Source organism: Zhengella sp., from assembly GCF_041397485.1.
Lineage (GTDB): Bacteria > Pseudomonadota > Alphaproteobacteria > Rhizobiales > Rhizobiaceae > Zhengella.
Genome location: NZ_JAWKWO010000001.1, coordinates 347,702 through 371,606 on the forward strand (window position 1 = coordinate 347,702; position 23,905 = coordinate 371,606).

At 64.5% G+C, this 23,905-nt stretch carries 30 protein-coding genes; 13 read left to right on the plus strand and 17 right to left on the minus strand.

The window, feature by feature from the left end:
• The first annotated feature begins 344 nt into the window (after nucleotides 1–344).
• Nucleotides 345–941 carry a transglutaminase-like cysteine peptidase gene (locus R3D65_RS01505; protein WP_371273462.1) on the plus strand — a complete coding sequence of 199 codons (597 nt, stop codon included), beginning with the start codon at nucleotides 345–347 and terminating at the stop codon, nucleotides 939–941.
• Between the two features lie 101 nt (nucleotides 942–1,042).
• Here the strand turns inward: R3D65_RS01505 and R3D65_RS01510 are convergent, their stop codons facing one another.
• Nucleotides 1,043–1,570, minus strand: coding sequence for a gamma carbonic anhydrase family protein (locus R3D65_RS01510; protein ID WP_371273463.1), 528 nt, complete (start codon nucleotides 1,568–1,570; stop codon nucleotides 1,043–1,045).
• Between the two features lie 45 nt (nucleotides 1,571–1,615).
• A complete protein-coding gene (locus tag R3D65_RS01515) occupies nucleotides 1,616–1,942 on the minus strand; it encodes a hypothetical protein (protein ID WP_371273464.1) in 327 nt (108 codons plus the stop codon).
• A 100-nt stretch (nucleotides 1,943–2,042) separates the two neighbouring features.
• On the opposite strand from R3D65_RS01515, the gene R3D65_RS01520 reads away from it, so the two are divergent.
• A complete protein-coding gene (locus R3D65_RS01520) occupies nucleotides 2,043–2,768 on the plus strand; it encodes a hypothetical protein (RefSeq protein ID WP_371273465.1) in 726 nt (241 codons plus the stop codon).
• Between the two features lie 24 nt (nucleotides 2,769–2,792).
• Here R3D65_RS01520 and R3D65_RS01525 read toward each other — a convergent pair whose 3' ends face one another.
• Nucleotides 2,793–3,002: a DUF3126 family protein gene (locus R3D65_RS01525; RefSeq protein WP_371274334.1), complete on the minus strand. Its 210-nt coding sequence runs from the start codon at nucleotides 3,000–3,002 to the stop codon at nucleotides 2,793–2,795.
• Between the two features lie 126 nt (nucleotides 3,003–3,128).
• On the minus strand, nucleotides 3,129–3,953 hold the full coding sequence (cysE, locus tag R3D65_RS01530; RefSeq protein WP_371273466.1) for a serine O-acetyltransferase: 825 nt from the start codon (nucleotides 3,951–3,953) through the stop codon (nucleotides 3,129–3,131).
• Between the two features lie 109 nt (nucleotides 3,954–4,062).
• Here cysE and R3D65_RS01535 point away from each other — a divergent pair, with 109 nt between their 5' ends.
• Nucleotides 4,063–4,854, plus strand: a complete 792-nt coding sequence (locus tag R3D65_RS01535; protein ID WP_371273467.1) for an enoyl-CoA hydratase-related protein — start codon at nucleotides 4,063–4,065, stop codon at nucleotides 4,852–4,854.
• Between the two features lie 18 nt (nucleotides 4,855–4,872).
• Here R3D65_RS01535 and R3D65_RS01540 read toward each other — a convergent pair whose 3' ends face one another.
• Genes R3D65_RS01540 through R3D65_RS01555 form a run of 4 tightly spaced genes read right to left on the minus strand, consistent with a single transcriptional unit; the run spans nucleotide 4,873 to nucleotide 7,618 of the window.
• Nucleotides 4,873–5,742, minus strand: a complete 870-nt coding sequence (locus tag R3D65_RS01540; RefSeq protein WP_371273468.1) for an alpha/beta fold hydrolase — start codon at nucleotides 5,740–5,742, stop codon at nucleotides 4,873–4,875.
• Nucleotides 5,739–6,494 carry an alpha/beta fold hydrolase gene (locus tag R3D65_RS01545; RefSeq protein ID WP_371273469.1) on the minus strand — a complete coding sequence of 252 codons (756 nt, stop codon included), beginning with the start codon at nucleotides 6,492–6,494 and terminating at the stop codon, nucleotides 5,739–5,741. Before R3D65_RS01545 ends, R3D65_RS01540 begins: the two co-directional genes overlap by 4 nt.
• A 20-nt stretch (nucleotides 6,495–6,514) precedes the next feature.
• Nucleotides 6,515–7,015 (minus strand): DUF192 domain-containing protein, encoded by a 501-nt coding sequence (locus R3D65_RS01550; RefSeq protein WP_371273470.1) that lies wholly within the window; start codon nucleotides 7,013–7,015, stop codon nucleotides 6,515–6,517.
• Between the two features lie 21 nt (nucleotides 7,016–7,036).
• Nucleotides 7,037–7,618, minus strand: a complete 582-nt coding sequence (locus tag R3D65_RS01555) for a cold-shock protein (protein ID WP_371273471.1) — start codon at nucleotides 7,616–7,618, stop codon at nucleotides 7,037–7,039.
• Nucleotides 7,619–7,821: 203 nt separating this feature from the next.
• Here R3D65_RS01555 and R3D65_RS01560 point away from each other — a divergent pair, with 203 nt between their 5' ends.
• Nucleotides 7,822–8,277, plus strand: a complete 456-nt coding sequence (locus R3D65_RS01560) for a VOC family protein (RefSeq protein WP_371273472.1) — start codon at nucleotides 7,822–7,824, stop codon at nucleotides 8,275–8,277.
• A gap of 54 nt (nucleotides 8,278–8,331) precedes the next feature.
• On the opposite strand, the gene R3D65_RS01565 is transcribed toward R3D65_RS01560, so the two are convergent.
• Nucleotides 8,332–9,435 carry an NAD(P)/FAD-dependent oxidoreductase gene (locus R3D65_RS01565; protein WP_371273473.1) on the minus strand — a complete coding sequence of 368 codons (1,104 nt, stop codon included), beginning with the start codon at nucleotides 9,433–9,435 and terminating at the stop codon, nucleotides 8,332–8,334.
• 38 nt (nucleotides 9,436–9,473) lie between these two features.
• Here R3D65_RS01565 and mnmD point away from each other — a divergent pair, with 38 nt between their 5' ends.
• From mnmD to R3D65_RS01580, 3 genes are all read left to right on the plus strand, one after another.
• Nucleotides 9,474–10,208, plus strand: a complete 735-nt coding sequence (gene mnmD, locus R3D65_RS01570) for a tRNA (5-methylaminomethyl-2-thiouridine)(34)-methyltransferase MnmD (RefSeq protein WP_371273474.1) — start codon at nucleotides 9,474–9,476, stop codon at nucleotides 10,206–10,208.
• 247 nt (nucleotides 10,209–10,455) lie between these two features.
• On the plus strand, nucleotides 10,456–10,674 hold the full coding sequence (locus tag R3D65_RS01575) for a Flp family type IVb pilin (protein WP_371273475.1): 219 nt from the start codon (nucleotides 10,456–10,458) through the stop codon (nucleotides 10,672–10,674).
• A gap of 161 nt (nucleotides 10,675–10,835) precedes the next feature.
• Complete coding sequence (locus R3D65_RS01580) at nucleotides 10,836–11,012, plus strand: Flp family type IVb pilin (protein ID WP_371273476.1); 177 nt, start codon at nucleotides 10,836–10,838, stop codon at nucleotides 11,010–11,012.
• Between the two features lie 100 nt (nucleotides 11,013–11,112).
• On the opposite strand, the gene gatA is transcribed toward R3D65_RS01580, so the two are convergent.
• The 3 genes from gatA to R3D65_RS01595 form a co-directional block, all read right to left on the minus strand.
• The gene (gatA, locus tag R3D65_RS01585; RefSeq protein ID WP_371273477.1) at nucleotides 11,113–12,594 is read right to left on the minus strand and encodes an Asp-tRNA(Asn)/Glu-tRNA(Gln) amidotransferase subunit GatA; all 1,482 of its coding nucleotides are present in this window, start codon (nucleotides 12,592–12,594) and stop codon (nucleotides 11,113–11,115) included.
• Between the two features lie 28 nt (nucleotides 12,595–12,622).
• Entirely contained in the window at nucleotides 12,623–12,910 is a 288-nt protein-coding gene (gatC, locus tag R3D65_RS01590) for an Asp-tRNA(Asn)/Glu-tRNA(Gln) amidotransferase subunit GatC (protein WP_371273478.1), read from the minus strand.
• Between the two features lie 137 nt (nucleotides 12,911–13,047).
• Nucleotides 13,048–13,755, minus strand: a complete 708-nt coding sequence (locus R3D65_RS01595; RefSeq protein WP_371273479.1) for a metal-dependent hydrolase — start codon at nucleotides 13,753–13,755, stop codon at nucleotides 13,048–13,050.
• Between the two features lie 73 nt (nucleotides 13,756–13,828).
• On the opposite strand from R3D65_RS01595, the gene ruvX reads away from it, so the two are divergent.
• The gene (gene ruvX, locus R3D65_RS01600; protein ID WP_371273480.1) at nucleotides 13,829–14,317 is read left to right on the plus strand and encodes a Holliday junction resolvase RuvX; all 489 of its coding nucleotides are present in this window, start codon (nucleotides 13,829–13,831) and stop codon (nucleotides 14,315–14,317) included.
• Here ruvX and R3D65_RS01605 read toward each other — a convergent pair.
• Both R3D65_RS01605 and R3D65_RS01610 read right to left on the minus strand, forming a co-directional pair.
• Nucleotides 14,299–14,655, minus strand: coding sequence for a DUF6105 family protein (locus R3D65_RS01605; protein WP_371273481.1), 357 nt, complete (start codon nucleotides 14,653–14,655; stop codon nucleotides 14,299–14,301). The genes ruvX and R3D65_RS01605 overlap by 19 nt on opposite strands.
• Nucleotides 14,655–15,185 (minus strand): hypothetical protein, encoded by a 531-nt coding sequence (locus R3D65_RS01610; protein ID WP_371273482.1) that lies wholly within the window; start codon nucleotides 15,183–15,185, stop codon nucleotides 14,655–14,657. Before R3D65_RS01610 ends, R3D65_RS01605 begins: the two co-directional genes overlap by 1 nt.
• 143 nt (nucleotides 15,186–15,328) lie before the next feature.
• On the opposite strand from R3D65_RS01610, the gene R3D65_RS01615 reads away from it, so the two are divergent.
• A complete protein-coding gene (locus R3D65_RS01615; protein ID WP_371273483.1) occupies nucleotides 15,329–16,264 on the plus strand; it encodes an AEC family transporter in 936 nt (311 codons plus the stop codon).
• Here R3D65_RS01615 and R3D65_RS01620 read toward each other — a convergent pair whose 3' ends face one another.
• Both R3D65_RS01620 and R3D65_RS01625 read right to left on the minus strand, forming a co-directional pair.
• Entirely contained in the window at nucleotides 16,265–17,896 is a 1,632-nt protein-coding gene (locus R3D65_RS01620) for an acyl-CoA dehydrogenase family protein (protein WP_371273484.1), read from the minus strand.
• 132 nt (nucleotides 17,897–18,028) lie between these two features.
• Complete coding sequence (locus R3D65_RS01625; protein ID WP_371273485.1) at nucleotides 18,029–19,288, minus strand: M24 family metallopeptidase; 1,260 nt, start codon at nucleotides 19,286–19,288, stop codon at nucleotides 18,029–18,031.
• A 205-nt stretch (nucleotides 19,289–19,493) separates the two neighbouring features.
• Here R3D65_RS01625 and R3D65_RS01630 point away from each other — a divergent pair, with 205 nt between their 5' ends.
• The 4 genes from R3D65_RS01630 to dprA are packed head-to-tail and all read left to right on the plus strand — an operon-like array spanning nucleotide 19,494 to nucleotide 23,547.
• A complete protein-coding gene (locus R3D65_RS01630; protein WP_371273486.1) occupies nucleotides 19,494–20,456 on the plus strand; it encodes an aspartate carbamoyltransferase catalytic subunit in 963 nt (320 codons plus the stop codon).
• A complete protein-coding gene (locus tag R3D65_RS01635) occupies nucleotides 20,453–21,745 on the plus strand; it encodes a dihydroorotase (RefSeq protein ID WP_371273487.1) in 1,293 nt (430 codons plus the stop codon). Before R3D65_RS01630 ends, R3D65_RS01635 begins: the two co-directional genes overlap by 4 nt.
• Nucleotides 21,746–21,796: 51 nt before the next feature.
• The gene (plsY, locus tag R3D65_RS01640; RefSeq protein ID WP_371273488.1) at nucleotides 21,797–22,411 is read left to right on the plus strand and encodes a glycerol-3-phosphate 1-O-acyltransferase PlsY; all 615 of its coding nucleotides are present in this window, start codon (nucleotides 21,797–21,799) and stop codon (nucleotides 22,409–22,411) included.
• Nucleotides 22,411–23,547: a DNA-processing protein DprA gene (gene dprA / locus R3D65_RS01645; RefSeq protein WP_371273489.1), complete on the plus strand. Its 1,137-nt coding sequence runs from the start codon at nucleotides 22,411–22,413 to the stop codon at nucleotides 23,545–23,547. The genes plsY and dprA overlap by 1 nt, the downstream gene beginning before the upstream one ends.
• A gap of 79 nt (nucleotides 23,548–23,626) precedes the next feature.
• Here the strand turns inward: dprA and R3D65_RS01650 are convergent, their stop codons facing one another.
• Complete coding sequence (locus R3D65_RS01650) at nucleotides 23,627–23,848, minus strand: hypothetical protein (protein WP_371273490.1); 222 nt, start codon at nucleotides 23,846–23,848, stop codon at nucleotides 23,627–23,629.
• Between the last annotated feature and the right edge of the window lie 57 nt (nucleotides 23,849–23,905).

Genomic DNA, 23,905 nt, shown 5'->3' on the forward strand with positions numbered 1-23,905 from the left:
ACGTCCCAGCCTGACACGAACCGGCCCCTCGCGGCCGGTTTTCCTGTTTTCCACATCACCTCGAGACCGCGCATGCCGGCGATGGCGCCGGCGCACCCGCGCATCCGCGGTGGCGTACCCACGGTGGCGCCATGGTTAATGCAGCACTACAATTCCGAACTGCATTCTAAAACAAGTTTCTCCTAAATTGAGTCGAATCATCACTCTATTTTATCGTAATTAAATACAAATACAGATCAAATACAGTAATAATCATCCATTAATTCGTCTTAATTGCAACATCAAAGCTTTGCCTGAAATAAATCCGCCTGTGTCACTGTTCTCTTTATACGGGGAGACTGGACATGAAAAACAACATCCTGAAAGTCCTGATCACAAGCGTTGTCATTGCCGGAGGATCAGGCGTCGCACAGGCCAATTCGCCCATGCGGACCGGCGGCATTACCTCACAACCCATCGGCCATTACGAATTCTGCCAAAGCCATCCGTCCGAGTGCGGCAGCACCGGTTCGGCGCGGCGGGTCGAACTGACCCGTGCCCTCTGGAGCCGGATCATCGGCATCAATGACAGGGTCAATGTCATGGTCCAGCCGCGCACCGACATGGAAATGTGGGGCCGCGAGGAATACTGGTCCTATCCCGGACGCCAGGGCGATTGCGAGGACTACGTGCTGGAAAAACGGCGGCTGCTGATCAAGGCCGGCATACCCGCCTCGGCGCTGCTCGTCACTGTCGTGCTGCAGCCCAATGGCGATGGCCATGCGGTGCTGACCTTGGCAACGGACATGGGCGATTTCATCCTGGACAATCTCGAACCGCGCGTCCTGGCGTGGGACAAGACGGAATACCGCTTTCTCAAGCGGCAATCATCCCGAAATGCGGGTGTATGGGTGTCGATCAACGACAGCCGCACCCAATCCGTCGGCTCGATCCGCCGCTGAACCGAACACCCGGTCAAGTCCCCAACTCCCCGTCCCCCATGACCGGGTTACAGGAGCCGGCCTTTGATCCCCAAGGCCGGCTCCGCTCCTTTTCAGGCCAATCAGAGCGCCTTCAGGCCACGGGCGAAACGCCGCTGGTTCTCGATGTAGTGAAGGGCCGAGCCTTTCAGCATCCCGACCGCGTTGTCATCGAGCGTGCGCACTGCTTTTGCAGGTGAGCCGACAATCAGGCTGTTGTCCGGAAATTCCTTGCCTTCGGTAACCAGCGCGCCCGCGCCGACGAGGCAATTGTTGCCGATGCGTGCGCCATTGAGCACGATGGCGCCCATGCCGATCAGCGTGTTGTCGCCCACAGTGCAGCCGTGCAACATGGCCCGGTGGCCGATCGTGCAGCCCTTGCCGACGTTTATGGGGAAACCGATGTCGGTGTGCATGACGGTGTGTTCCTGCACATTCGTCCCCTCGCCCAGGACAATCGGCTCGTTGTCGCCGCGCAGCACGACGCCAAACCAGATGCCGACATCGCGCCCGATGCGGATATCGCCGATCACATGGGCATCCGGCGCGATCCAGACGCTGTCCCTGTCGTCGAACTGCGGCTGGCGTTCCTCGAGCGCATAAACCGGCATGCCTGTCTCTCCTTGCGGTTCCGGTGTTTCATCGCGGGAAACCTATCAGACGGTGGAGGGAAAAACAGCCGCCACGAATGCCAGCGCAACGATGCCCAGCGCCAGAGCCCACAGGTTGACCACGATCACCACGGCGGCCAGGACCGCGCCCGGCAATCCATGCCCGCGCCGCGCGTCAAGCGCGTCGTTGAGCATCATGGCAGGGCCGGCAAAAGCCGTGAAAACGAGCGAACGGAACAGGCGGGTCCGTGAGACGAATGGCGGCCAGAAGGTGACGGGGCGCGCCAGGGCCGCTTCCGCCATGGCCGAAACCATCCCTGTCACGGTCAGGCCTGTCAGCCAGGCAAACAAGACCAGTTGCATCCCGTTCATGTTTACGCCCCGTTTACCATAAGCGACGAAGGATAGGATCAGACCTCCGGCTCGCAAGCCGCATGCCAGAACAATCCGTTTCAGGACGGGACACCTACCGATGACCCAGACCGCCCAGGCCAATCTCATCATCAGGCAGCTCGACGCGCCATTCATGATGCGTGTCTTCATGGTCTTTGGCGGCCTGCTGCTGCTCTCGCTGGCGATCTTCGTGGCGGGCAAGCATTACGGGCGAACCATCGCCATGGCGGGTCACACCGACGACAGGCAGATCCGTGAAATCGTGATGGGCAACAATGTGCTGCATGTGCCTTCCAACCTTATCCGCCATGAATGGCAGAGGACGGACGGAAGCTGGCCGCAATTGCAGCTCTATGCCCGCTGGCCCGACATGAACGGCTACACCCGCGAACATGCAGACGATTTCAACAATATCGGCGGGGGAAACGTGATCTTCCTGACCTTCCAGGAACGGACCATGTCGCGCGACATGTCCGGCCGGGTCGCGCCGATCTACAAGGATCTCATCATCCAGCCGGGCATTGACGGCCCGGCCGGCCTCAAGATGCACGGCTTTCTGGAAAAGACCGGCTATCTGGGGGAATTGATGGTGCTGGGCATGCGCGAAGGCGCGCAACCCTTTGCCGCCCGGTGCCTTGCCGGAGAGGCTGCACGCGAAACGGTCGCCGCCTGCGAGCGCGACATCCATGTCGGCGACCACCTGTCGCTGACATACCGGTTTTCCAAGGACTTGCTGACGCAGTGGCGGCAACTCGATGCCGCGGTGCTGGCGCTGGCGCGCAGGCTCATGGTGACCGGCGCCTGACGCGAAGGCGCCGGCGAAGCGTCCTCATTCGAGGTCGATGTCGAGGATCGCCATGGCGAGGTTGTAGGACACTTCGCCTTCTTCCTCGATGCGGTCGATGATGCCGAGGAATTCGTCGCCGAGATACAGTTCGCAGGAATCGCTCTTGCGCGGGCGCGCCTTCACCTGCAGAGCCTGGTTCATGAAGGTCCGCTTGAAATAGGCATCCAGCTTGCGCAGTTCGTCGGGTTTCAAGGTATCCTGCTCCATTCGGGATTGTCGTCTGTTTCCGCCGGAAAAAGGGCTTGCCCGGCCGGCAGGCGCGCTTCTGGCATGGGGGATGGCAGGGTGTAAACCCCACCAGGCCAGTTTCCCCGCCGTTCAGCGTTTCTCCACGGCAATCCGGTGGTCCATGTCGCGTGAAGGCTCGGCGCAGCCGCTTTCACCCACGATGCGCGCCGGCACGCCGGCCACCGTCTTGCACGGGGGAACCGCATCGAGCACGACAGACCCCGACGCCACCTTGGCACCGGCGCCGATCTCGATATTGCCAAGAATCTTGGCGCCGGCCCCGATGAGAACGCCATGGCGGATCTTCGGATGGCGGTCGCCATCCTCCTTGCCCGTGCCGCCAAGCGTCACGCCCTGGAGGATCGACACGTCGTCATCAATCACCGCGGTGGCACCGACCACGAGGCCGGTGGCATGATCGAGGAAAATGCCCTTGCCGATGCGCGTGGCCGGATTGATGTCGGTCTGGAACACGGCGGACGAGCGGCTTTGAAGGTAAAGCGCGAAATCCTCGCGGCCCTGTTTCCACAGCCAATGCGCAAGGCGGTGGGTCTGGATTGCGTGGAAGCCCTTGAAGTAAAGGACAGGCTGGATATAGCGGGTGCAGGCGGGGTCGCGGTCAAAGACCGCCTGGATATCGACGCGCAGGCTCTCCGAGAAGGACGGGTCCTCGCGCATCATCACCGCATAGGTCTGGCGGATCAGGTCCGCCCCCAGATCCGGATGATCGAGACGCTCGGCGACCCGGTGAACCACCGCCTCCTCCAGCGAGTCATGGTTGAGGACGGTCGAATAAAGAAACGCTGCCAGAAGCGGATCGTTGTTCACAGCCTCTTTCGCCTCATGGCGCACCTGAGACCAGATCGGATCCACCGGCTTCAGGTTGCCGGCACTCTTTGCAGACTGGGTCACCATGACGGGCACCTCAAAATTGTTCCAGGCAACGAAAATAGGTCAGAACGGCTTGCATTCAAACCGCAAACTTTTCAAAACCCGGTGAAACGGAATTCAACCGGGTTCGACAATGGCTGAAATCGCAGACGGGCTGGAAGCCGGGCTTCACGGGGGAATCGCGCGGCTCACGATCAGGAGGCCTGCGCGCAAGAACGCGGTGACACAGGCGATGTGGCGGGCGATCGCCGACCAGATCAACGGCTGGGGCGCGGACGGTGACGTGCGCGCGCTTGTTGTGAGCGGAGAAGGCGATGATTTTTCCGCCGGGGCCGATATCGGCGAGTTCGACGCCGTGCGCCGCGACAGCGAAACGGCGCGTGCCTATGAGCAGGCCAATTCGGATGCCTTCGCCGCCCTTCGTGAAGCACCCTTCCCTGTCATCGCGGCGATTTCGGGCATCTGCTTTGGCGGCGGCTTCGGCCTTGCGGCCGCCTGTGACCTGCGCATCGCCACGCCCGATGCGGTCTTCGCGGTGCCGGCGGCGCGGCTGGGGCTGGCCTATCCGCAGGATGCCATGGTCGACATCGTCACCGCAGCCGGGGCGCAAATGGCGAAGTGGCTGACCTTTTCGGCGGCGCGGATCACCGCAGCGCAGGCGCTGGCGGCCGGCTTCCTGCTGGAGATCGAGGGCGACCGGCAGTCGCTCGATGCCCGCGCCACGGCCATGGCGGAGGCGATCGGCGCCAATGCGCCCTTGTCGATCCGTGCCTCCAAGGCGGCCATCCGCGCCGTTGCGAGCAAGACGGAAGCCGACATGCACCTGGCGCGCACGCTCGGCTCGGCTACCTTCGACAGTGAGGACTACCGGGAAGGCCGGGCGGCATTCCGCGAAAAGCGCAAACCCGTGTTCCAGGGGCGCTGAGGCGGAAGGCGCCAGCGCTCAGGCCGTTTCGACCGCACGCAGGAATTCAAGGATCGCATCGCAGAAGGCATCGTTGCGATCGCCGGCAACCATGTGGCCGGCCCCGCCGACATCGGCATAGCGGCCATCCGGCAGGCGGGCGACAACCTCGCGGGCAACCGCTTCATCGACCAGTTCGGATTGCATGCCGCGGACCAGCAGGACCGGCAGTTCAAGCCGGTCGAGATTGGCCTCCAGCGCGATCATGTGGGCCTCGGCGCCCTTGTCGATATTGTATTCGCCGGTCGAGAACGCCGGATCCCAATGCCAGCGATAGCGGCCATCCGCGCCCTGGCGCAGGTTCTTGCGCAGCCCGTCGAGCGAACGGGGACGCTTGCGGTGCGGCAGATAGGCGGCGATGGCTTCGGCGGCCTCTTCCAGCGAGGCAAAGCCTTCGCCAAGGCGCGCCTGCATGAAGCCCAGGATGTGCTCCACGCCCTTGCGGTTCATGCGCGGCACGATATCCACCAGCACAAGCGAGGACAGGCGCGGCCTGATGTTGATCTCGGATGTGAGCAGGGAGAGGCCGCCCAGCGACGCCCCCACGCCGGACGGCGCTTCGCCGAACAGGTCCGCGACCTGCGCAACCAGCGCATCGGCATCGCGGCCGAAGTCGGCAAACCGGTAGTGGCCCGTGGCCACCCATTCGCTTTCGCCATGGCCGCGCAGGTCCACCGCCAGGGCCTGCATGCCGGCGGATGCCAGGCGCATGGCGGTGCGCGACCAGGCGTGGCGCGTCTGCCCGCCGCCATGCAAGAGGATGACGGGATGTCCGGCGCTGCCCCAGATTTCGGCCTCCAGGCGATTGCCCTCGGCGCCGGTGAGCGTGATGTGGCGGGCCGGCTTCACAGCGGATTCTCCGAAAGGAATTGCAACGCCCGCTTCTTGAAGGTGCGGTCGCCGACCGACAGCATGTGATCGCGCCTCTCGATATCGAAGGCTTCACCGTGCGGCATCAATCCGGCCAGGCGGTGAGGCGAGCCGGCAATGTCGTCAACCGTGCCCACGGCTACGAGGGCCGGCTGGGCGATGCGCGCCATGTCCTCTTCACTCAACAGGTCGCGCGAACGGGATATGCATGCGGCCAGCGCCTTGCGATCGCTCTTCGTCTGGTCGGCAAAGGCACGGAACATCCGTCCGCGCGGGTCGGCGATGGCTGCCGGATCGTCCGCCAGCAGGGCACGGGCGATCGGGTCCCAGTCGCCCACCCCCTCCACCATGCCGTAGCCCAGCCCGCCCAGGATGACGGTGGCCACGCGGGCGGGCGCCTGAAGCGCCATGAAGGCCGTTATGCGCGCGCCCATGGAATAGCCCATGACATGGGACCGCGCGATGCCCAGATGATCGAGCAGGGCGACGGCATCGCCCGCCATGGCCTGCGGCGTGTAGGCCGCCGGATCGTAGATCTTCGCCGACCGTCCGTGACCGCGATTGTCGAGGGCAATGGCGCGATAACCCGCCTGGTTCAGCGTCTGGACCCAGCCCGGCGTCACCCAGTTCACAGAATGGGAGGACCCGAAACCGTGAATGAGCAGCACGGGATCGCCCTCGCCTTCGTCGATGAAAGCGAATTCATGGCCATCGTTGCTGAAATGAAGCATGCCGAAGCGATCCCGGATTGTCAGTTGCCGGACGTGACCAGCGGATGCCGGATGCGGCTGCCCGGACGGATGCCCGTCTTTTCGGCCATTCCTGCGTTCACTTCAAGCACGTAGCGGATCATCCCCCGCGACCGCAGCGGCGCCAGGGAAAACGGCTCGCCTCGCACGATGGAATCCACGGTGCCGTCGGCCCGGATGTAGATGATGTCCAGCGGCAGGATGGTGTTCATCATCCAGAAGGCGCCGCGCACCTCCTGCGGGAACACGAACAGCATGCCGCGATCATCGGGCATGGACTTGCGGAACATCAGCCCGGTGCTGCGCTCCGCCGGATCGTCGGCCACCTCGATGTCAAAGGCGAATTCGCCCTTGTCCGTCGTGACATTCAGCGGCACAGGATTGACCTCCAGAACCTGGGGTCGGCCTTCGGCTCCCGCATCGCGGGCGTAAGTGGCGGCAGGAACGGAAAATGCCAGCAGCAATGCCGCCAGACAGGTACGCAACAGGGTCGAACGCGGCATTGACGTGCTTTCGTTTGGCAATCAGTTCGGAATGATCGGCGTTCCGAGGTCGGGATGGATTTCGGCGGCCATGAGGCCCTTTTCACCGCGGCCGAAACGCACGAGCACGACCTGTCCGGGCCGCAATTCGGCAATGCCGAAGCGGCGCAGCGTTTCCATGTGGACGAAGATATCCTCCGTCCCCTCGCCACGGGTCAGGAAGCCGAAGCCCTTGGTGCGGTTGAACCACTTCACCAGCGCCCGCTCCAGCCCGCTCTCGGGCGTGACGGAAACATGGGTGCGCGCAGCCGGGGCTTCCAGCGGGTGCACCGCCGTGGAATTGTCCATGAACAGGATCTTGAATGTCTGAAGGCCGCGATCCCCCGGCTTCACCAGCGCCGTCACGCGTGCGCCTTCCAGCGCCGTCTGGTATCCGTCACGGCGCAGGCACGTGACATGAAGAAGAACATCGCCGAGCGCTGCCCGGTCCGGCACGATGAAGCCGTAACCCTTGGCAACGTCGAACCATTTGATGGTGCCGGCGATTTCCACCAGCCCCGCATCGCCCGCCGCGCATGAGTCGACATCCATACTCAGGTCAGTCTCGGAGGCTCTGTCCCCCATCCGGCCGCACCTTTCAACTAATAATACAAACTGATTCTAAATTGAATCATAACATCCTGTCTTGGTAACAAAGCAAGACCCCAGATGCGAATTCAAGGGGATTACGTCCATTGCACGCTTGAGGCGCGGTTGCGCAGCGCCATATGGTGCGGCGACGAAAGGCCAGGCATTCAGGCCGGCCGGCAGACAAGGAGACCCCGATCATGCGCTTCCGCCACACGATGATCCGCATCACGAATATCGACAAATCGCTCGATTTCTTCTGCAACACGTTCGGGCTCGTGGAAACACGGCGGATCGACAATGACGCCGGCCGCTTCACGCTGATCTTTCTCGCTGCGCCGAAGGACGAGACAACCGCGCGCGAAACCCGCGCGCCGGAAGTCGAGCTGACCTACAACTGGCCCGGAGAGGACGGCTCGACGGAAACCTATACGGGCGGGCGCAATTTCGGCCACCTCGCCTATTCGGTCGACAACATCTACGACACCTGCCAGCGGCTGATGGACAAGGGCGTGACGATCAACCGCCCGCCGCGCGACGGCTACATGGCCTTCATCAAGTCGCCGGACGGCATCTCGATCGAACTGATCCAGGAAAACGGGCCGCTGGAGCCGCAAGAGCCCTGGAAGAGCATGGAGAATACCGGCACCTGGTAAGCCTGCCGGCACGACCTCTTCAGGCGGATGGCCCAAGGGCCTCCGTCGATCTTTTCAGGCGGATGGCCCAAGGGCCTCCGCCAGGGCAGCGTCAGCCATTTCGTGGGCGATCGCAAAGGTGATCTTGAAACCGCCGGTCGCCGCAACAATCCGGCTTTCGCCAAAGCGGCCGACCACCGGAGCGGCTGTCGGACCCTTCGGGCGCAGGCCGGCCCAGCGCTCCAGGACACGGGCTCCGCGCAATGCCGGCGACAGACGCAGCGCGCGCGAAATGACATCATCCAGCCGCTCGTCCGTGGACGAGGGGTCGCTCCAGAGCTTTTCGGAGGTGGAACCGACGGCGACACGGCCGTCGTCATGGGCAATGGCGTAGACGCCATCATCGTAGAGCAGCGGAAGGCCCGGATCGACGGGGCTTGAGGGCTGAAGGAGCGCGGATTGCCCCTTCACACCCGCCACCGGGGGCATGGATGGCATGAGCGTGGAGGATTGCCAGCCGGCCGACAGGATGACGGCTTCGCCATGGACCGTGCCCCCGCCCGCAAGGCGGATCGCGCCGCCGGGCTCCACCCGCTCCACCGGGCATTGCTCGGCCAGCACGGCCCTGTCGCCAAGGGCGGCTTTCAGGACGGCACACAGCCGGCGCGGTGACACGCGGGCGCTCAGGGTTTCAATGCCGTAGCCGAAGGGGGCTGCGTCTTCCGCAATCCATCCCGGTGCCGGATTGGTGTCGACAACACGCCATGAAAAGCTGCGTCCATGCGGGCTGCCAGAGGGCCAGCGGGCGGCCGCCGCCGCCGCCCATGCCAGATGGCGTTCCCGCTGCGCCGCACTTGCCAGGGGCATGATGCGGCCGCTGCGGCGATAGCCGCAGGACAGGCCGGTGCCGGCTTCCAGCAAGGCGGTTTCATGCTCCAGGGCGAGCAGGCCGTCGAGTTGCACCTGCTTCTTGTGTGACCAGTTGACCGGCTGGTGCGGCATCAAGGCCCCGAGGTGGCCGTTCGACGCTCCGCCGCCGGCCAGACCAGCCTCCAGAAGCAATGGCCTGACACCCCGCCGCACCGCCTTGAGCGCGCACCACAGGCCGACGACACCGGCGCCCACAATCACGAGCGGAGCCGCGCAAGGGATATCGATTTTTGTTGAGGAATCCGGCATGGTCTTTTCCGTTTGAACGCAAATGACGGGGAATGCAATTGGCGCAGACGCCTCACGGGCAAAACGGCAAGCAGGTCCATCCGCTGCAATGGGACGAGGACGGCCAACCCGTATCGGCGCTCTTCGACGATCCCTTCTGCTCGCGCGCCGACGGACCCGGCGAAACGCGGCATGTTTTCCTGAAAGGCAACGGGCTTCCCGGCGCCTGGGCCGGTTCGCCCTATTTCTCGATCGCCGAACTGGGCTTCGGCACCGGCCTCAATTTCCTTGAAACCTGGGCTGCATGGCGGGCCACCCGGCCCTTCGCGGCGCAATTGTCCTTCACCTCCTTCGAGGCCTATCCGCTGTCTGCCGACCAGATGGCGCGCGCGCTGAAACGATGGCCGCATCTTGGCGAACTGGCCGAACGCCTGCTTTCCGTCCTGCCGTCGGAATGGCCGCCGCATGGCGAGGAGCGCCCGATCCGGCTCGACAGGCAAACGCAACTGATGATCGTCATCGGCGATGCCCGCGAAACCGTGGCACAATGGCCGGGCCGCGCCAATGCGTGGTATCTGGACGGCTTTTCCCCCGCCAAGAACCCCGAAATGTGGAATGAAGCGCTCATGCAGACCGTGCATGACAAGACAGTGCCAGGCGGCGGTTTCGCCACCTATACCGCGGCCGGTTTCGTGCGCCGCAACCTTCAGGCCGCCGGCTTCAAGGTGCAGACGGTCGCCGGTTTCGGCACGAAACGGGACATGCTGACAGGCCTGCGCAAAAGGCCTCTCTGAGGGTCTTCCGCGAAGCGCGGCCGTTCCCTTCCGTTTTCCACCGTTGTCGCCGCACACCGGAGAACCACCCAACCGGCTGCCGATTGCCGCATACACCGGAACAGAGCCAAGGCCATTTGGCTGATATAGGCTATTTCTCTAATTTAGCAACTTATGATTATTTTCATTTTCGTTTTTCAATTAACGGATGTGTTACGGCTGATGGGTTACAAGGACTTTCAAGTATGCCAATCACGGGGGAAACGGAATGAAGCTCACCCGGCGCGAACTTCTGTTCGGACGCAAAAAGGACTATACCGGCGACGAATCCGGCGCGACGGCCATCGAATATGGCCTGATCGCCGGTCTAATCGGCGCTGCCCTGCTCACACCCGCACCCAGGCGCGTTGGCATCCTCATTTCCACGAATATCCAGTGCGTCCGCGCCGGTCTCATGGGTTGGCCCAAACCGGCGTTGTGCTCATGACCTCGCCGTTTCCAGTCATTCAGATCGCAAACCATTCGCGGAATTCATTCCCGCTGATTGGATGTCTGGGTGCTTGGGCGCGGTTTTCATCCAATGGCGCAGAAAACGAGTAAGTTTCGATCATGACACGCAGGGAATTCCTGTTCGGCCGAAGAAAGTTCATGGACGACCAATCCGGTGCGACCGCCATCGAATACGGCCTGATCGCCGCTTTGGTCTCGGTGGCCTTCTTTCTGCCACTCAGACGTTCAGGCCTGTGGATCGAGCGCAAATTCTACTGTATCCGCGCCGCCATACAAGGATTCGAGCCTGCGGCGCCCTGCTCGAAAGGCGGATGACGCCAGAAGGCAGGGCGCGACCATGCGCCATGACTTGCCGGCAGGAAAACCTGCGCAAGCGGTCGGAATGCCCGTCGGAGATTGCCGCCGGGCATTGCGCTCACCACCATTTCACCGGCGAGAAACGGCCGGCGGCCTGCTCGATCACATGGGCGGTGGCAAACAGCGTTTCCTCGTCGAAAGGCTTGCCGATGAGTTGCAGCCCGAGCGGCAGGCCTTTCGCGTCAAGGCCCGCGGGAACGGCGATGCCGGGCAGGCCCGCCATGTTGACCGTGACGGTGAACACGTCGTTCAGATACATCTTGACCGGATCGGACGCCAGTTCCTGATCGGCGATGCCGAAGGCCGCGGACGGCGTGGCAGGCGTGAGAATGGCATCCACACCGGCGGCGAAGGCGTCCTCGAAATCCTTCTTGATAAGCGTGCGCACCTTCTGCGCCTTCAGGTAATAGGCATCGTAGTAGCCGGCAGACAGAACGTAGGTGCCGACCATGATGCGGCGCTTGACCTCGTCGCCGAAACCGGCGGCGCGGGTCTTCTCATACATGTCGGCAATGTCCTTGCCCTGCACGCGCAGCCCGTAGCGCACGCCATCGTAGCGCGCCAGGTTTGACGAGGCCTCGGCCGGGGCGACGATGTAATAGGCGGGCAGCGCGTATTTCGTGTGCGGGAGGGAAATATCGACGATCTCGGCGCCGGCATCGCGCAGCCAGTCGATGCCCTTCTGCCAAAGGGTGAGGATCTCGTCGGGCATGCCGTCGACGCGATATTCGGCGGGAATGCCGATCTTCATGCCCTTGAGCGAACGGCCGAGCGCAGCCTCGTAATCGGGAACGGGCAGATCGACGGAGGTGGTGTCCCTCGGATCGACCGAAGCCATGGACTTCAGAAGAATGGCGGCGTCGCGCACGTCGCGGGCGATGGGGCCGGCCTGATCCAGCGAAGAGGCGAAGGCCACCATGCCCCAGCGCGAGCAGCGGCCATAGGTGGGCTTGATGCCGACAGTGCCGGTGAAGGCGGCCGGCTGGCGGATGGAGCCGCCGGTGTCGGAGGCCGTCGCGCCGGCGCACAGCCAGGCGGCCACGGCAGCGGCCGACCCGCCGGACGAGCCGCCGGGCACGAGATCGGCATTGGAGCCATCCGCGCGCCAGGGGTTTTTCACGGGGCCGTAGAAGCTGGTCTCGTTGGAAGAGCCCATGGCGAACTCGTCCATGTTGAGCTTGCCCAGCATGACCGCGCCATCGGTCCAGAGATTGGCGGTGACGGTCGATTCGTAACGCGGCCGGAACCCGTCGAGAATGTGGCTGCAGGCCTGCGTATGGACACCTTCCGTGGCATAGAGGTCCTTGATGCCGAGCGGAATGCCCTCAAGCGCGCCGGCCTCGCCGCTGGCAAGGCGTGTATCCGAGGCCGCGGCCATTTCGCGCGCCCTGTCATGGGTGACCGCGACATAGGCATTGAAAACGGGATTGGCCTGGTCGATGGCGGCCAGGTAGGCCTCGGTCAGTTCCACGGCGGTGAAGGCCTTGGCCTTGAGCTGCGCGCGGGCTTCGGCAATGGTCAGGGCGGTCAATTCGGTCATGGTCGGCATGTTTCCGCTGGCAGCTTGGTTATTCGACGACTTTCGGCACAAGGAAGAAATTCTCTTCCGATGCCGGGGCGTTGGCGACGATGTCCGCGGCCTTGCCGCCATCGGTCACCGCGTCGGTGCGCTTCTTCATGTCCATCGGTATGACGGACGTCATCGGCTCGACGCCCGACACGTCCACTTCATCGAGTTGCTCGACGAAACCGAGAATGGAATTGAGCTTGCCGGTCAGGGACGAGGCTTCCTCCTCGGTGACGGCGATACGGGCCAGGCGCGCGACGCGCTTGACGGTGTCGAGGTCGACGGACATGCAAAAAGCTCCGGCGCGTGAGTGACAAACAGGATTTCCCCGGGCAGCGGGTGCGCCCGGGGCGTTTCACATCGGGCTATAAAGCCCCGGCGTGCCGGGCGCAACGGTCAATGACCGGCCGCCTGCGCGCAGCCGCCTTACAGTTCGACCGATTCCCCGATGCCGGGGATCAGGACATCGACGCCGGAGCCGTCCATGCCGGCGGCGAACTTCGAGGCGTCCGGCTCGATGATCGGGAACGTGCCGTAGTGGCAGGGAATGACGGTCGAGAACCTGAAGAAACGCTGGCAGGCCAGCGCGGCCACAGCACCGCCCATGGTGAAGCGGTCGCCTACCGGCACAAGGCCAATATCGGGCTGGTGCAATTCATTGATCAGCGCCATGTCGGAGAAGATGTCCGTATCGCCCATGTGATACAGTGTCTTTTCGCCCGGTGCATGCAGGACGAGGCCGAGCGGGTTGCCGAGATAGACATTGCCGCCGCCGCCGGTCTGCGCGGAGGAGGAATGCTGGGCATGGACGAATGTGGTGGTGAAACCGCCGCAATCGACCGTGCCGCCCTGGTTGCCGGGATTGAGCTTGTCCTGCGCCACGCCCTTGGCGGCAAGATACATGGCGATCTCGAAATTGGCGACCAGTTGCGCGCCCGTGGCCTTGCAGATTTCAACCGCGTCAAGCAGGTGATCGTCATGGCCGTGGGTCAGCAGCACGTGGGTCGCACCCTCAGCCGGTCCTTCCCAGCCCTTGCCCCAGGACGGATTGCCCGACAGGAAGGGATCGATCAGGATCTTCGCGTCGCCAAACTCGACGCGGAATGCGGAATGGCCATACCAGGTCAGCTTCATCGGTTCTCTCCTCGCTTTTGACTGCGGGGAAGAATAGAACCCGGCGATGTCAAATCAATGTGGAGAATGACCGTTGACCGTGCTGACCATCGAGGAACTGGCCGTCGCGCTCAAGCCGGGCGACACGGTCGCCGGGCTCGATCTCGGCACCAAGACGATCGGCCTTGCCGTCTCGGACCGCTCGCTGGCCTTTGCCAATCCCCGGCCGGTGATCGAGCGCAAGAAGTTCACGCTCGATGCGCAAAGGCTTCTGGCGGACGCGCGCAAGGACGGCGTCGCGGCCTTCGTCATCGGCCTGCCGATGAACATGGACGGCAGCCAGGGCCCGCGCGTGCAGGCGACACGGGCTTTCGTACGCAACATGGAAACGCTGACAGACCTGCCCTTCGTCTATTGGGACGAGCGGCTTTCGACGGTGGCGGCGGAACGGGCATTGCTGGAGATGGACGTGTCGCGCAAGAAGCGCGAAACGCGAATCGATTCGGCGGCGGCGGCCTTCATCCTGCAAGGCGCGCTCGACAGGCTGCACGCCCTGTCGGGCGATCACTCCGCCGGCGAATAGAGGCCCTGCGGCGTTTCGTTCCTTTCGGGCAGCGCGGGCGGCCTGCGGCCTTCTTCGTCCCGCATCCGGCGGGCGGTCCACCAGGCGCGGATCTGGCGGCGGCGCCGGAAGGCGAACAGCGCCAGGATCAACACGGTGTCGAAGGCGAGCGCTTCCAGGACCAGCCAGGGGACCGTTTCCGGGGCGATGCCCAGCATGTCGCCATAGAGTTGGAACACGGCGTCATGGAGGGCGCGCGACAGGAAGATGGTACCGAAATTGATGTCATTGTAAGACAGGAAGTACCAAGCGCCGAGAAGGCCGACCGGCAAGGCCCAAAGGATCAGCACATAACGCATCAGGGTCTTTCCTTTCCCGGTCCTGTCCGCCCGGACAGGGCAACCAGCATGGAATCGTGGGCCGCGCTCACCGCCATGCGCTGCGCCACATCATCGTGCTGAGCACGACCGAACACGCGCAGGCCGGCCGTTTCGGCATGGACGGCGGCATAGCTCGCGCCGAGCGCGGCGACATTCGTCACAAGGACGCGCACCACGGTTCCGTCCACCATGACCGGCAGGGCAAGGAGGCTGGCGGCACACAGGAGGATGGCGCCCGCGAAGGCGGCATTGACCGGCGCAAGCCCGGCTTCGCCCGCAGCTTCCCCGTCATCCATGGCGATCACCACAAAGGCCCAGAGGAAGCCGGCCGCCACCGCGCCGCAGGCAGTGGCGAAGAACACATCGCCCATCGCCCCCACCGGCCCCTGCGGATCGAACGGCACGATGCCGAGAAAGCCGGCGGGGACCATGCGCAGCGCCGCCAGTGCCGCCAGAAGATGAACGGCCATCCAGAAAAAGCAGGTTGCAAAGGCGATCAGACGCGGCATGGTTGCTCCGGTTCAACTCCCCTACAATCTGGACCCCGGCCGGACGAGGGGCAACGGAAAGCATTTGTTAAGGTTAACGGCGCCCGGCCGGCAGTGGAAAAGCCCGATTGCCGCGCCTGCAAAAGACCGGCATAAGCGCCGGCATGATCGCGACATTCGAAAGCATCCTGCCGATTTTCCTGCTGATCATTGCGGGAAACCTGCTGCGGCGCTCACCCCTGATCGACAAGTCGGCCTGGAACGGGCTGGAACAGCTCGGCTTCTGGTTCCTCTACCCTGCCCTGCTCTTCGCCTCGATCCTCCGAGCCGATTTTTCCGGCCTTTCCCTCGGGCCACTGATCATCGCGCTCATGGCAGCGCTGTTTCTCGGCATGGCCGGCATGCTGGCACTGTGGCCGGCCTTCCGGGCAGCCGGTCTCATCGCGCGCAGCGAATATTCTACCGTCTTCCAGACCGCCCTGCGCTGGAACGGCTTCATGGCGCTGGCCATTGCCGAGAAACTGTTCCCGCCGGAAGGCGTGGCCGTTGTTGCACTCGCCATGGCGGCCATCGTCATTCCGGTCAACCTGGTGACGGTGCTCGTCGTCACCCGCTTTGCCGATTCGCAGGCTGACCTGGGCACGCTGGCCCGGCGCATGGCCGTCAACCCGCTGGTGCTGGCGGCAACGGCAGGCCTGCTGGCGCGATATCTGCCCGGCGGGCTCTATGCCCCGCTCGACGTGACGCTCAGCCTTGTTGCGCGCGCGGCACTCGGCATGGGGCTGATCGCCATCGGCGCGGGCCTGAGGCCGGGCGACATGTTCAGCCTGCGTCCCGCGCTCTGGCTGCCGGTCGTCATCAAGCTCATCGCCTACCCGGCCGCCCTGGTGGGGCTTGGCCTTGCCTTCGGCGTGACAGGCGAGGCCATTCTCTGGCTGGCCCTGTGCGGAGCGGTGCCGACGGCGATGAACGGCTATCTTCTGGCCAAGCAGATCGGCGGCGACGCCCCGCTCTACGCGGCAACCGTGACCATGCAGACGGCGGTATCCTTCTTCTCCATCCCGGCCGTCCTCGCCGTGGCGGGACTGGTCGCAGGCTGATCAGCCGGCATCGGGATAGAGCGAATCGATGATCACCGCGGCGTCGTGACGGGCGTCGAGCATGCCGTAGGTGGCGCGCCACTGGCCGGCCAGGCGGGTGTCAATGAAGGCATCGGCAACGCGGCCCGCGCCGATGCGGCGCAATTCCGATGCGCCCGCGGCCAGGGCAAGCTGCTCGGTGAGAATGCGCGCGGCGCCTTCGTCGTTGAGGGCCACCTGCATGGCGGCGCGCAGGACGTCGATCGTGCCCTTGCCAGCGGCGCCCAGATCGGCCTCGAAGCCGTCGATGACACGCTCGAACAGAGCCGGGCCGCGCTTGAGAACCCGAAGCACGTCCAGCGCCATGACATTGCCGGAGCCTTCCCAGATGGCATTGACCGGGGCTTCGCGATAGAGGCGGGCCAGATTGCCTTCCTCGACATAGCCATTGCCGCCCAAGCACTCCATGGCCTCATAGATCAGCGGCGGCGCGATCTTGCAGACCCAGTATTTCACCACGGCCGTCATGGCGCGGGCGAAAGCGGCCTCACCCTCGTCCCCGGCGGCCAGGTCGAAGGCACGGGCCAGCCGCATGGACAGCGCCGTGGCCGCGGCCACATCCAGCGCCAGATCGGCCAGCACCCGCATCATCAGCGGCTGGTCGGCCAGCAGCCGCCCGAACACCTTGCGGTGGCGGGCATGGTGAACGGCTTCCGACAGCGCGGCGCGCATCAGGCCGGAGGAACCCAGCGCGCAATCCAGCCGCGTCAGCGTGACCATGTCCATGATCGTCCTGACGCCCTCGCCCGGTTCGCCCACGGCCTGGGCGATGACATCCTCGAATTCCACCTCCGAAGAGGCGTTGGAGCGGTTTCCGAGCTTGTCCTTCAGGCGCTGGAAGCGGAAGCCGTTCTGCGTGCCGTCCGCAAGGATGCGCGGTGCCAGGAAACAGGTCAGCCCTTCAGGCGCCTGGGCCAGCAGAAGAAAGGCATCCGACATGGGCGCGGACATGAACCATTTGTGGCCGGTGATGCGATAGAGATCCTTGCCAGCCGGTTCGGCGCGGGTGGTGTTGGCACGCACGTCCGTTCCGCCCTGCTTTTCCGTCATGCCCATGCCGAGCGTCAGTCCGGCCTTGGCGGCCGGCGGCTTGCTGGCGCTGTCATACTTGCGCGATGTGACGCGCGGCGCCCATTCGCGAAACAGGTTCGGGCTGGCCATCAGAGGCGCCAGGGACGCGCTTGTCATGGTCAGTGGACAAAGATGACCGGCTTCAAGCTGTCCGATGAGGAAAAACCGTGCGGCGCGCGCCTGATGGCGTATGCCCTTTTCCGACGGCGTGTTCTCCCAGATGGAAGCATGCAGGCCGGCCGACGCGGAGCGGCGCATCAGCGCGTGATAGGCCGGGTGGTATTCCACCTGGTCCACGCGGCGGCCCTGGCGGTCGTGCGTCTTCAGAAGGGGCGCGCAGTCATTGGCAAGCCGGGCGGTCTCCTGCGCTTCGGCCGTCAGGACAAAGCGGCCGATCTGGTCGAGGTCGTTGCGCACATCCGCGGGGAAGCTTTCCGTGATCTGCACGAGCAGCGGATCGGATCGCCATGCATTCCCGCCCGTATGGGGCGGAGACTGGTTCAGCACTTCATGCGTGGCCACGGCCGGCCTCCCATCTTGCGTTCTGTCAGGACCGCGCCCGGCGAATCCCGTTTTCTTCTTATAGACATGCGAACGCCACGGGGCGACACATGGGCGGCGCCCGTCCGTGAGAAAAAATCGGCGGGGCCCGCCTCAGCCGGAAAGCAGGCTTTCCTCGAAGGGAAAGCGCGAGAGCAGTTCAATGCCGGTATCGGTGACCAGCACCTGCTGCTCCAGCTTCACGCCCTCACGCCCGCCTTCCTCGCCGATATAGCTTTCCACGCACAGCGTCATGCCCGGCTCGATGATGCCGTCATAACCGGCATCGGGGAAATCGGCGCGATGATAGAGATAAGGATATTCGCCCGTCATGCCGCAACCATGGGCCGAAAGGTAGTAGCGGTTGGCGTGATATTTCTCCGGTATGTCCCAGGCCCGGTCGGCATAGTCACGGAAAGTCATGCCCGGCTTCAGGATGGCCATGTTGTGGTGGACCTGCTCGAAAGCGATCCGGTAGAGTTCGCGCTGGGCGGGCGTCGGCATGCCGGGGCCTGCGTGGAAGGTGCGCGAGAAATCCGAATAGTAGCCGTGGCAGCCGACGACGTCGGTATCGAGCGCGATCAGCTCATTCTCGCCGATGACGTGATGGGCGGTCTCCTGGAACCAGGGATTGGTGCGCTGGCCGGCATTGAGCAGGCGCGTTTCGCAATAATCGCCATTCTGCTCGATGACGGACTTGTGCAGCACGGCCCACAATTCCGTTTCGGTGAGACCGGGACGGATGGCGTCGCGCAGCTTGGCCACGGCGACCTCGGTGGCGCGCAGCGAGGCATTGACGCATTTCATCTCTTCGGCCGACTTGATGGCGCGGGCCATTTCAACCGGCTCCTGCGCATCGACAAGGCGCAGGCCTTCCGCCTGCAATGCGATGGCAGCGCCGGCATTCATCCGCTCCATGCCGAGCGTTGCGCCCGGTCCGCTCAGTTCCCTGACGAGGTCTGCCATCTCCCGCGCCCAGCGGCGTTCGCGGTCTGCAATGTCCGGGCCGGCGGCCACGAAGCTGGCCGTGAGCGCCGGGCGCACCTCGTCGACCGTCTCGAAGCCTTTTGCCAGATGTTCACAGCCGGTGAACTCGAACAGGATGGACCGGCTTGCCGTCAGAAGCAGATAGCGGGCCGGGCCGTTGCGCTGGCTGAACACCTGCATGTTGCGGGTGCCGGTGGCATAGCGGATGTTGACCGGATCGGAGAGCAGAACAGCGTCGATGCCACGCTTTTCCATCTCGCCGCGCACACGGCCCTGCCGGTACAGGCGCACGGCGGCCAGGTCGATGCCGTCGCTTTCGGGTGCGCGGTCGAGAAGGGCAATGCCGGACAGATCGCTCCGTTCCGCATGCCAGTCAAACATCGTCATTCGCCGCATCTCCCTTGTCACGACCGATTCAGGACCGCTACCATGGTGCAGGTGCGCACAACCGGTTTGGCTGATTGAGACAGGGGCTGCCGTCATTGCGACCATCCGGGCAGCCCGACGGCAGCAAAAAGCCGTTGGAAACGCCCCGGCGCGGCCGGCAGGCGCTTGCGGCGTTCCGGCCACCGGCCTATAGCACCCATTCAAGATGACCAGCGAAACCGACTTCTCCGTTTATCCGCACCGGCACCTGCTCGGCATTGCCGGGTTGAGCCCGTTCGACATCGATCTCCTGCTCAACCGCGCAGAACGCGCGGTGGCACTTTCCCGTCAGGCCGACAAGAAATCGGCGGCGCTGCGCGGGCGCACCCAGATCAACCTTTTCTTCGAAGCCTCGACCCGCACGCAGTCCTCGTTCGAACTGGCAGGCAAGCGGCTGGGTGCCGATGTCATGAACATGTCCGTCGCCTCATCCTCGGTGAAGAAGGGCGAGACGCTGATCGACACCGCGATGACACTGAATGCCATGCGGCCCGATGCGCTGGTGGTGCGCCATGCCTCGGCCGGCGCGGTGGCGCTGCTGGCGCAGAAGGTGGGTTGCGCGGTCATCAATGCCGGCGACGGAGCGCATGAGCACCCGACCCAGGCGCTGCTCGACGCCCTGACCATCCGCCGCGCCAAGGGCACGCTGGGCGGGCTGACCGTGGCGATCTGCGGCGACGTGCTGCATTCGCGCGTGGCGCGCTCCAACATCATCCTGCTCAATGCCATGGGGGCGCATGTGCGCGTGATCGCGCCCTCAACGCTGCTGCCGGCAGGCATCGGCAAGATGGGGGTGACGCCCTTCCATTCCATGGCGGAAGGGTTGAAGGATGCCGATGTGGTGATGATGCTGCGCCTGCAGCGCGAGCGCATGGCGGGTGCCTCGGTGCCTTCGGTGCGCGAATATTTCCGCTATTTCGGCCTCGATGCCGCCAAGCTGAGAATGGCAAGGCCGGACGCACTGGTCATGCATCCGGGGCCGATGAACCGGGGCGTGGAGATCGCCTCGGAAGTGGCGGACGGGCCGCAAAGCGTCATCCAGGAACAGGTGGAGATGGGGGTTGCGGTGCGCATGGGCGTGCTGGAAGCCCTGCTCGACCCGCGCAAGGGCGAGGAGGCGGCCCAATGAGCATGGTCACTGTCTTCTCCGGCGCGCGCATTGTCGATCCGTCGCGCGGGATGGACGCAACCGGCACGGTCATCGTGCGCGACGGGCTGATCGAGGCCGCCGGCCCGGAAGCCCTGAACCAGGGTGTGCCGGAGGGCGCGAGGCTGATCGACTGCACCGGCAAGACCGTCCTGCCCGGACTGGTCGACGGACGCGTCTTTGTCGGGGAACCGGGCGGCGAACATCGCGAGACCATCGCATCGGCCAGCGAGGCAGCGGCGGCGGGCGGAATCACCTCCATTGTCACCATGCCCGACACCGACCCGGTGATCGACGACGTGGCGCTGGTGGAATTCGTGCTGCGCACGGCGCGCGACACGGCCTGCGTGCATGTCCATCCGGCGGCGGCTGTCACCAAGGGCCTGGCCGGGCGCGAGATGACAGAAATAGGCCTGCTCAGCGAAGCCGGTGCCGTTGCCTTCACCGAGGGGCGCAACACCTTGGCATCGTCTCTGGTGATGCGCCGGGCGCTGACCTATGCGCGCGATTTCGGCGCGGTGATCCTGCATGAGACACAGGACAAGGATCTCGCCTCCGCGGGCGTCATGAACGAAGGGCTTTTCGCTTCCTGGCTCGGCCTGCCCGGCATTCCGCGCGAAGCCGAACTCATTCCGCTGGCGCGCGACCTGATGCTGGCGCGCCTGACAGGCGGGGCCTATCACGCGGCAAAGATCTCCACGAAACTGTCGGCCGATGCGATGCGCCTTGCCAAGGGCGAAGGCGTCAACGCCACGGCCGGCGTCTGCGTCAACCATCTTTCGCTCAACGAGAACGATATCGGCGAGTACCGCACCTTCTTCCGGCTGTCGCCGCCGCTGCGCAGCGAGGACGACCGCCTGGCGATGGTCGAGGCGGTGCGCGACGGCACGATCGACATCGTCGTCTCGTCGCATGATCCGCAGGACGTGGACACCAAGCGCCTGCCCTTCGCCGATGCCGAAACCGGCGCCATCGGCCTTGAAACGCTGCTCGGCGCCATGCTTCGGCTTTACCACAGCGGCGACCTGCCGCTGCTGCGCGTCATCGAGGTGCTTTCGACCGCGCCGGCGCGCCTGTTCGGCCTCGATGCGGGTACGCTGAAGCCCGGCGCGCGCGCCGATCTCGCTGTCGTCGACCTGGACGAGCCCTGGCTGGTGCGGGAGACGGAGATCCGCTCGCGTTCGAAAAACACCTGCTTCGAGGGCGCGCGGATGCAGGGCCGGGTTCTGCAAACAATGGTTGCAGGCAAGACCGTTTTCCAACAAGAATAGGCTGCTGCGCGGGCAACCGGCCTGAACGCGCCGCACCGGAAGGGACGCGACATGATCGGGGCAATCGACTTCCAGGCGAATGGCGCAGCGCTGCTTCTGGCGCTGGCTTTCGGCTATCTGTGCGGCTCCATACCCTTCGGGTTGATCCTGACCCGCATGGCGGGGCTGGGCGATGTGCGCTCGATCGGCTCCGGCAATATCGGCGCGACCAATGTGCTGCGCACCGGCAACAGGAAACTGGCGGCGCTGACGCTGCTGGCGGATGCGCTGAAGGGCACGATTCCGGTGCTTGCCGCCGCCCAATGGAACCAGGACTTCGGCCTTGTCGCCGGTTTCGGCGCGTTTCTCGGCCACCTTTACCCGGTCTGGCTGCGGTTCAAGGGCGGCAAGGGTGTCGCGACCTATCTCGGCGTCCTGCTGGGCGTGAGCTGGCAGGGACTGGCGGCCTTCGCGGTGACATGGCTCACCATGGCCTTCCTGTTCCGCTATTCCTCGCTTGCCGCGCTGACCGCGGCACTGGTGGTGCCGGTGGTGCTCTGGCTGCTCGGCCAGAACGGACCGGCGGCGCTTTTCGTCGTGATGAGCGCCATCGTCTATTTCAAGCACCGCCAGAACATTTCGCGCCTCCTTTCCGGCACGGAATCGAAAATCGGCGCGAAAGGCTGATGGACAGCCCGGCCCGCGCCTTTCGCCTGAGCGACCGCCAGCGGCTGCAATGGCTGCGGCTGATCCGCACGGACAATGTCGGGCCGGCAACCTTTCGCGAACTGATCAACCGCTACGGTTCCGCCGGAGCCGCGCTGGACGAATTGCCGGAACTGGCCGCGCGCGGCGGAGCGCGCAAGCCGCCGCGCATTCCGCACGAATCGGAGATCGAACGGGAGATCGAGGCCGCCATGAAGGCCGGCGCCATTGTCGCGGCCATCGGCGAGGCGGAATACCCGGCCATGCTCAAGACCATGCCCGGCCCGCCGCCCGTCATCATGTTCCGTGGTGATCCGGCCGTTTTCGCGCTGCCCGCCTGCGCCATCGTGGGCGCGCGCAATGCCTCGCTTTCCGGTGTCAAGATGGCGCGGATGCTGGCCCGCGATCTCGCCGCGGCCGGCCATGCCGTCATCTCCGGACTGGCCCGCGGCATCGACACGGCGGCCCATGAGGGCGCGCTGGAAGGCGGCACGGTGGCCGTGCTGGCCGGTGGCCTGTCCCAGCCCTATCCGCCCGAGAACGTGCCGCTGATGGAGGCTATCGTGGACAGGGGCGGCGCCGTCATCTCCGAAATGCCGTTTCACTGGCAGCCGCGCGCGCAGGATTTTCCGCGCCGCAACCGGCTGATCGCCGGGCTTGCCTTCGGGCTTGTCGTGGTCGAGGCGGCATTGCGTTCCGGCTCTCTGATCTCGGCGCGGCTGGCCGGTGAAATGGGCCGCGCCGTCTTCGCCGTTCCCGGCTCACCGCTCGATCCGCGTGCCGGCGGCTCCAACCGCCTGTTGAAGAACGGGGCGAGCGTGGTGACCGAAGCCGATGACATCATCGACCAGATTGCACCGATGACCGGCGGGCAGCGAGACCTCTTTGCCGGTCAGGCAAGCCTTGACGAACAGGAAGACCTCATGCCGGCGCCGCCACCTGGCGACGACGACCGGAGCCGCGTCATCCAGGCTTTGGGCCCCAGCCCCGTCCATGTGGACGAGGTCATACGCCATACCGGGCTGAAACCGGCCCAGGTACAGCTTGTCCTGATCGAACTCGACCTTGCGGGCCGGCTTGAACGCCATGCCGGCAACCAGGTCTCGATCATCCTGTGAGCAGCCGGACCAGCGCGCGGTCCACGCCAGTACGGCCTGCATGCATTTGCCTCTCCCTCATGCCGAATGCGCGATTCCCTCATGCCGAATGCGCGATCTTGCGGTGCGCCGCCGTCTCCTGTTCCAGCCTTCTGGGACGCTGGCCGCGAATGATGTCGGAACATTCCACATAGGCCATTTCGATGAAATAGGTGAGAACGTCGCAACGTTCGCCCTGGGCCATAGTGTGCAATTGCCCGAGCATGGACTGGATGTAGTCCAGTCTGTCGGTACGGCTGTAATGGGGCTGATCAATGCGCATGGACATCCTTCGCGGTTGCGGCCATCATGACCGCCGATACTTCGTTGGTCCGCCCGT

Coding starts and splice junctions, on each gene's coding strand:
- R3D65_RS01505 (WP_371273462.1), top strand. CDS start 345: ATGAAAAACAACATCCTGAAAGTCCTGATCACAAGCGTTGTCATTGCC.
- R3D65_RS01510 (WP_371273463.1), bottom strand. CDS start 1,570: ATGCCGGTTTATGCGCTCGAGGAACGCCAGCCGCAGTTCGACGACAGG.
- R3D65_RS01515 (WP_371273464.1), bottom strand. CDS start 1,942: ATGAACGGGATGCAACTGGTCTTGTTTGCCTGGCTGACAGGCCTGACC.
- R3D65_RS01520 (WP_371273465.1), top strand. CDS start 2,043: ATGACCCAGACCGCCCAGGCCAATCTCATCATCAGGCAGCTCGACGCG.
- cysE (WP_371273466.1), bottom strand. CDS start 3,953: ATGGTGACCCAGTCTGCAAAGAGTGCCGGCAACCTGAAGCCGGTGGAT.
- R3D65_RS01535 (WP_371273467.1), top strand. CDS start 4,063: ATGGCTGAAATCGCAGACGGGCTGGAAGCCGGGCTTCACGGGGGAATC.
- R3D65_RS01545 (WP_371273469.1), bottom strand. CDS start 6,494: ATGCTTCATTTCAGCAACGATGGCCATGAATTCGCTTTCATCGACGAA.
- R3D65_RS01550 (WP_371273470.1), bottom strand. CDS start 7,015: ATGCCGCGTTCGACCCTGTTGCGTACCTGTCTGGCGGCATTGCTGCTG.
- R3D65_RS01555 (WP_371273471.1), bottom strand. CDS start 7,618: ATGGGGGACAGAGCCTCCGAGACTGACCTGAGTATGGATGTCGACTCA.
- R3D65_RS01560 (WP_371273472.1), top strand. CDS start 7,822: ATGCGCTTCCGCCACACGATGATCCGCATCACGAATATCGACAAATCG.
- R3D65_RS01565 (WP_371273473.1), bottom strand. CDS start 9,435: ATGCCGGATTCCTCAACAAAAATCGATATCCCTTGCGCGGCTCCGCTC.
- R3D65_RS01575 (WP_371273475.1), top strand. CDS start 10,456: ATGAAGCTCACCCGGCGCGAACTTCTGTTCGGACGCAAAAAGGACTAT.
- R3D65_RS01580 (WP_371273476.1), top strand. CDS start 10,836: ATGGACGACCAATCCGGTGCGACCGCCATCGAATACGGCCTGATCGCC.
- gatA (WP_371273477.1), bottom strand. CDS start 12,594: ATGACCGAATTGACCGCCCTGACCATTGCCGAAGCCCGCGCGCAGCTC.
- gatC (WP_371273478.1), bottom strand. CDS start 12,910: ATGTCCGTCGACCTCGACACCGTCAAGCGCGTCGCGCGCCTGGCCCGT.
- R3D65_RS01595 (WP_371273479.1), bottom strand. CDS start 13,755: ATGAAGCTGACCTGGTATGGCCATTCCGCATTCCGCGTCGAGTTTGGC.
- R3D65_RS01605 (WP_371273481.1), bottom strand. CDS start 14,655: ATGCGTTATGTGCTGATCCTTTGGGCCTTGCCGGTCGGCCTTCTCGGC.
- R3D65_RS01610 (WP_371273482.1), bottom strand. CDS start 15,185: ATGCCGCGTCTGATCGCCTTTGCAACCTGCTTTTTCTGGATGGCCGTT.
- R3D65_RS01615 (WP_371273483.1), top strand. CDS start 15,329: ATGATCGCGACATTCGAAAGCATCCTGCCGATTTTCCTGCTGATCATT.
- R3D65_RS01625 (WP_371273485.1), bottom strand. CDS start 19,288: ATGACGATGTTTGACTGGCATGCGGAACGGAGCGATCTGTCCGGCATT.
- R3D65_RS01630 (WP_371273486.1), top strand. CDS start 19,494: ATGACCAGCGAAACCGACTTCTCCGTTTATCCGCACCGGCACCTGCTC.
- R3D65_RS01635 (WP_371273487.1), top strand. CDS start 20,453: ATGAGCATGGTCACTGTCTTCTCCGGCGCGCGCATTGTCGATCCGTCG.
- plsY (WP_371273488.1), top strand. CDS start 21,797: ATGATCGGGGCAATCGACTTCCAGGCGAATGGCGCAGCGCTGCTTCTG.
- dprA (WP_371273489.1), top strand. CDS start 22,411: ATGGACAGCCCGGCCCGCGCCTTTCGCCTGAGCGACCGCCAGCGGCTG.
- R3D65_RS01650 (WP_371273490.1), bottom strand. CDS start 23,848: ATGCGCATTGATCAGCCCCATTACAGCCGTACCGACAGACTGGACTAC.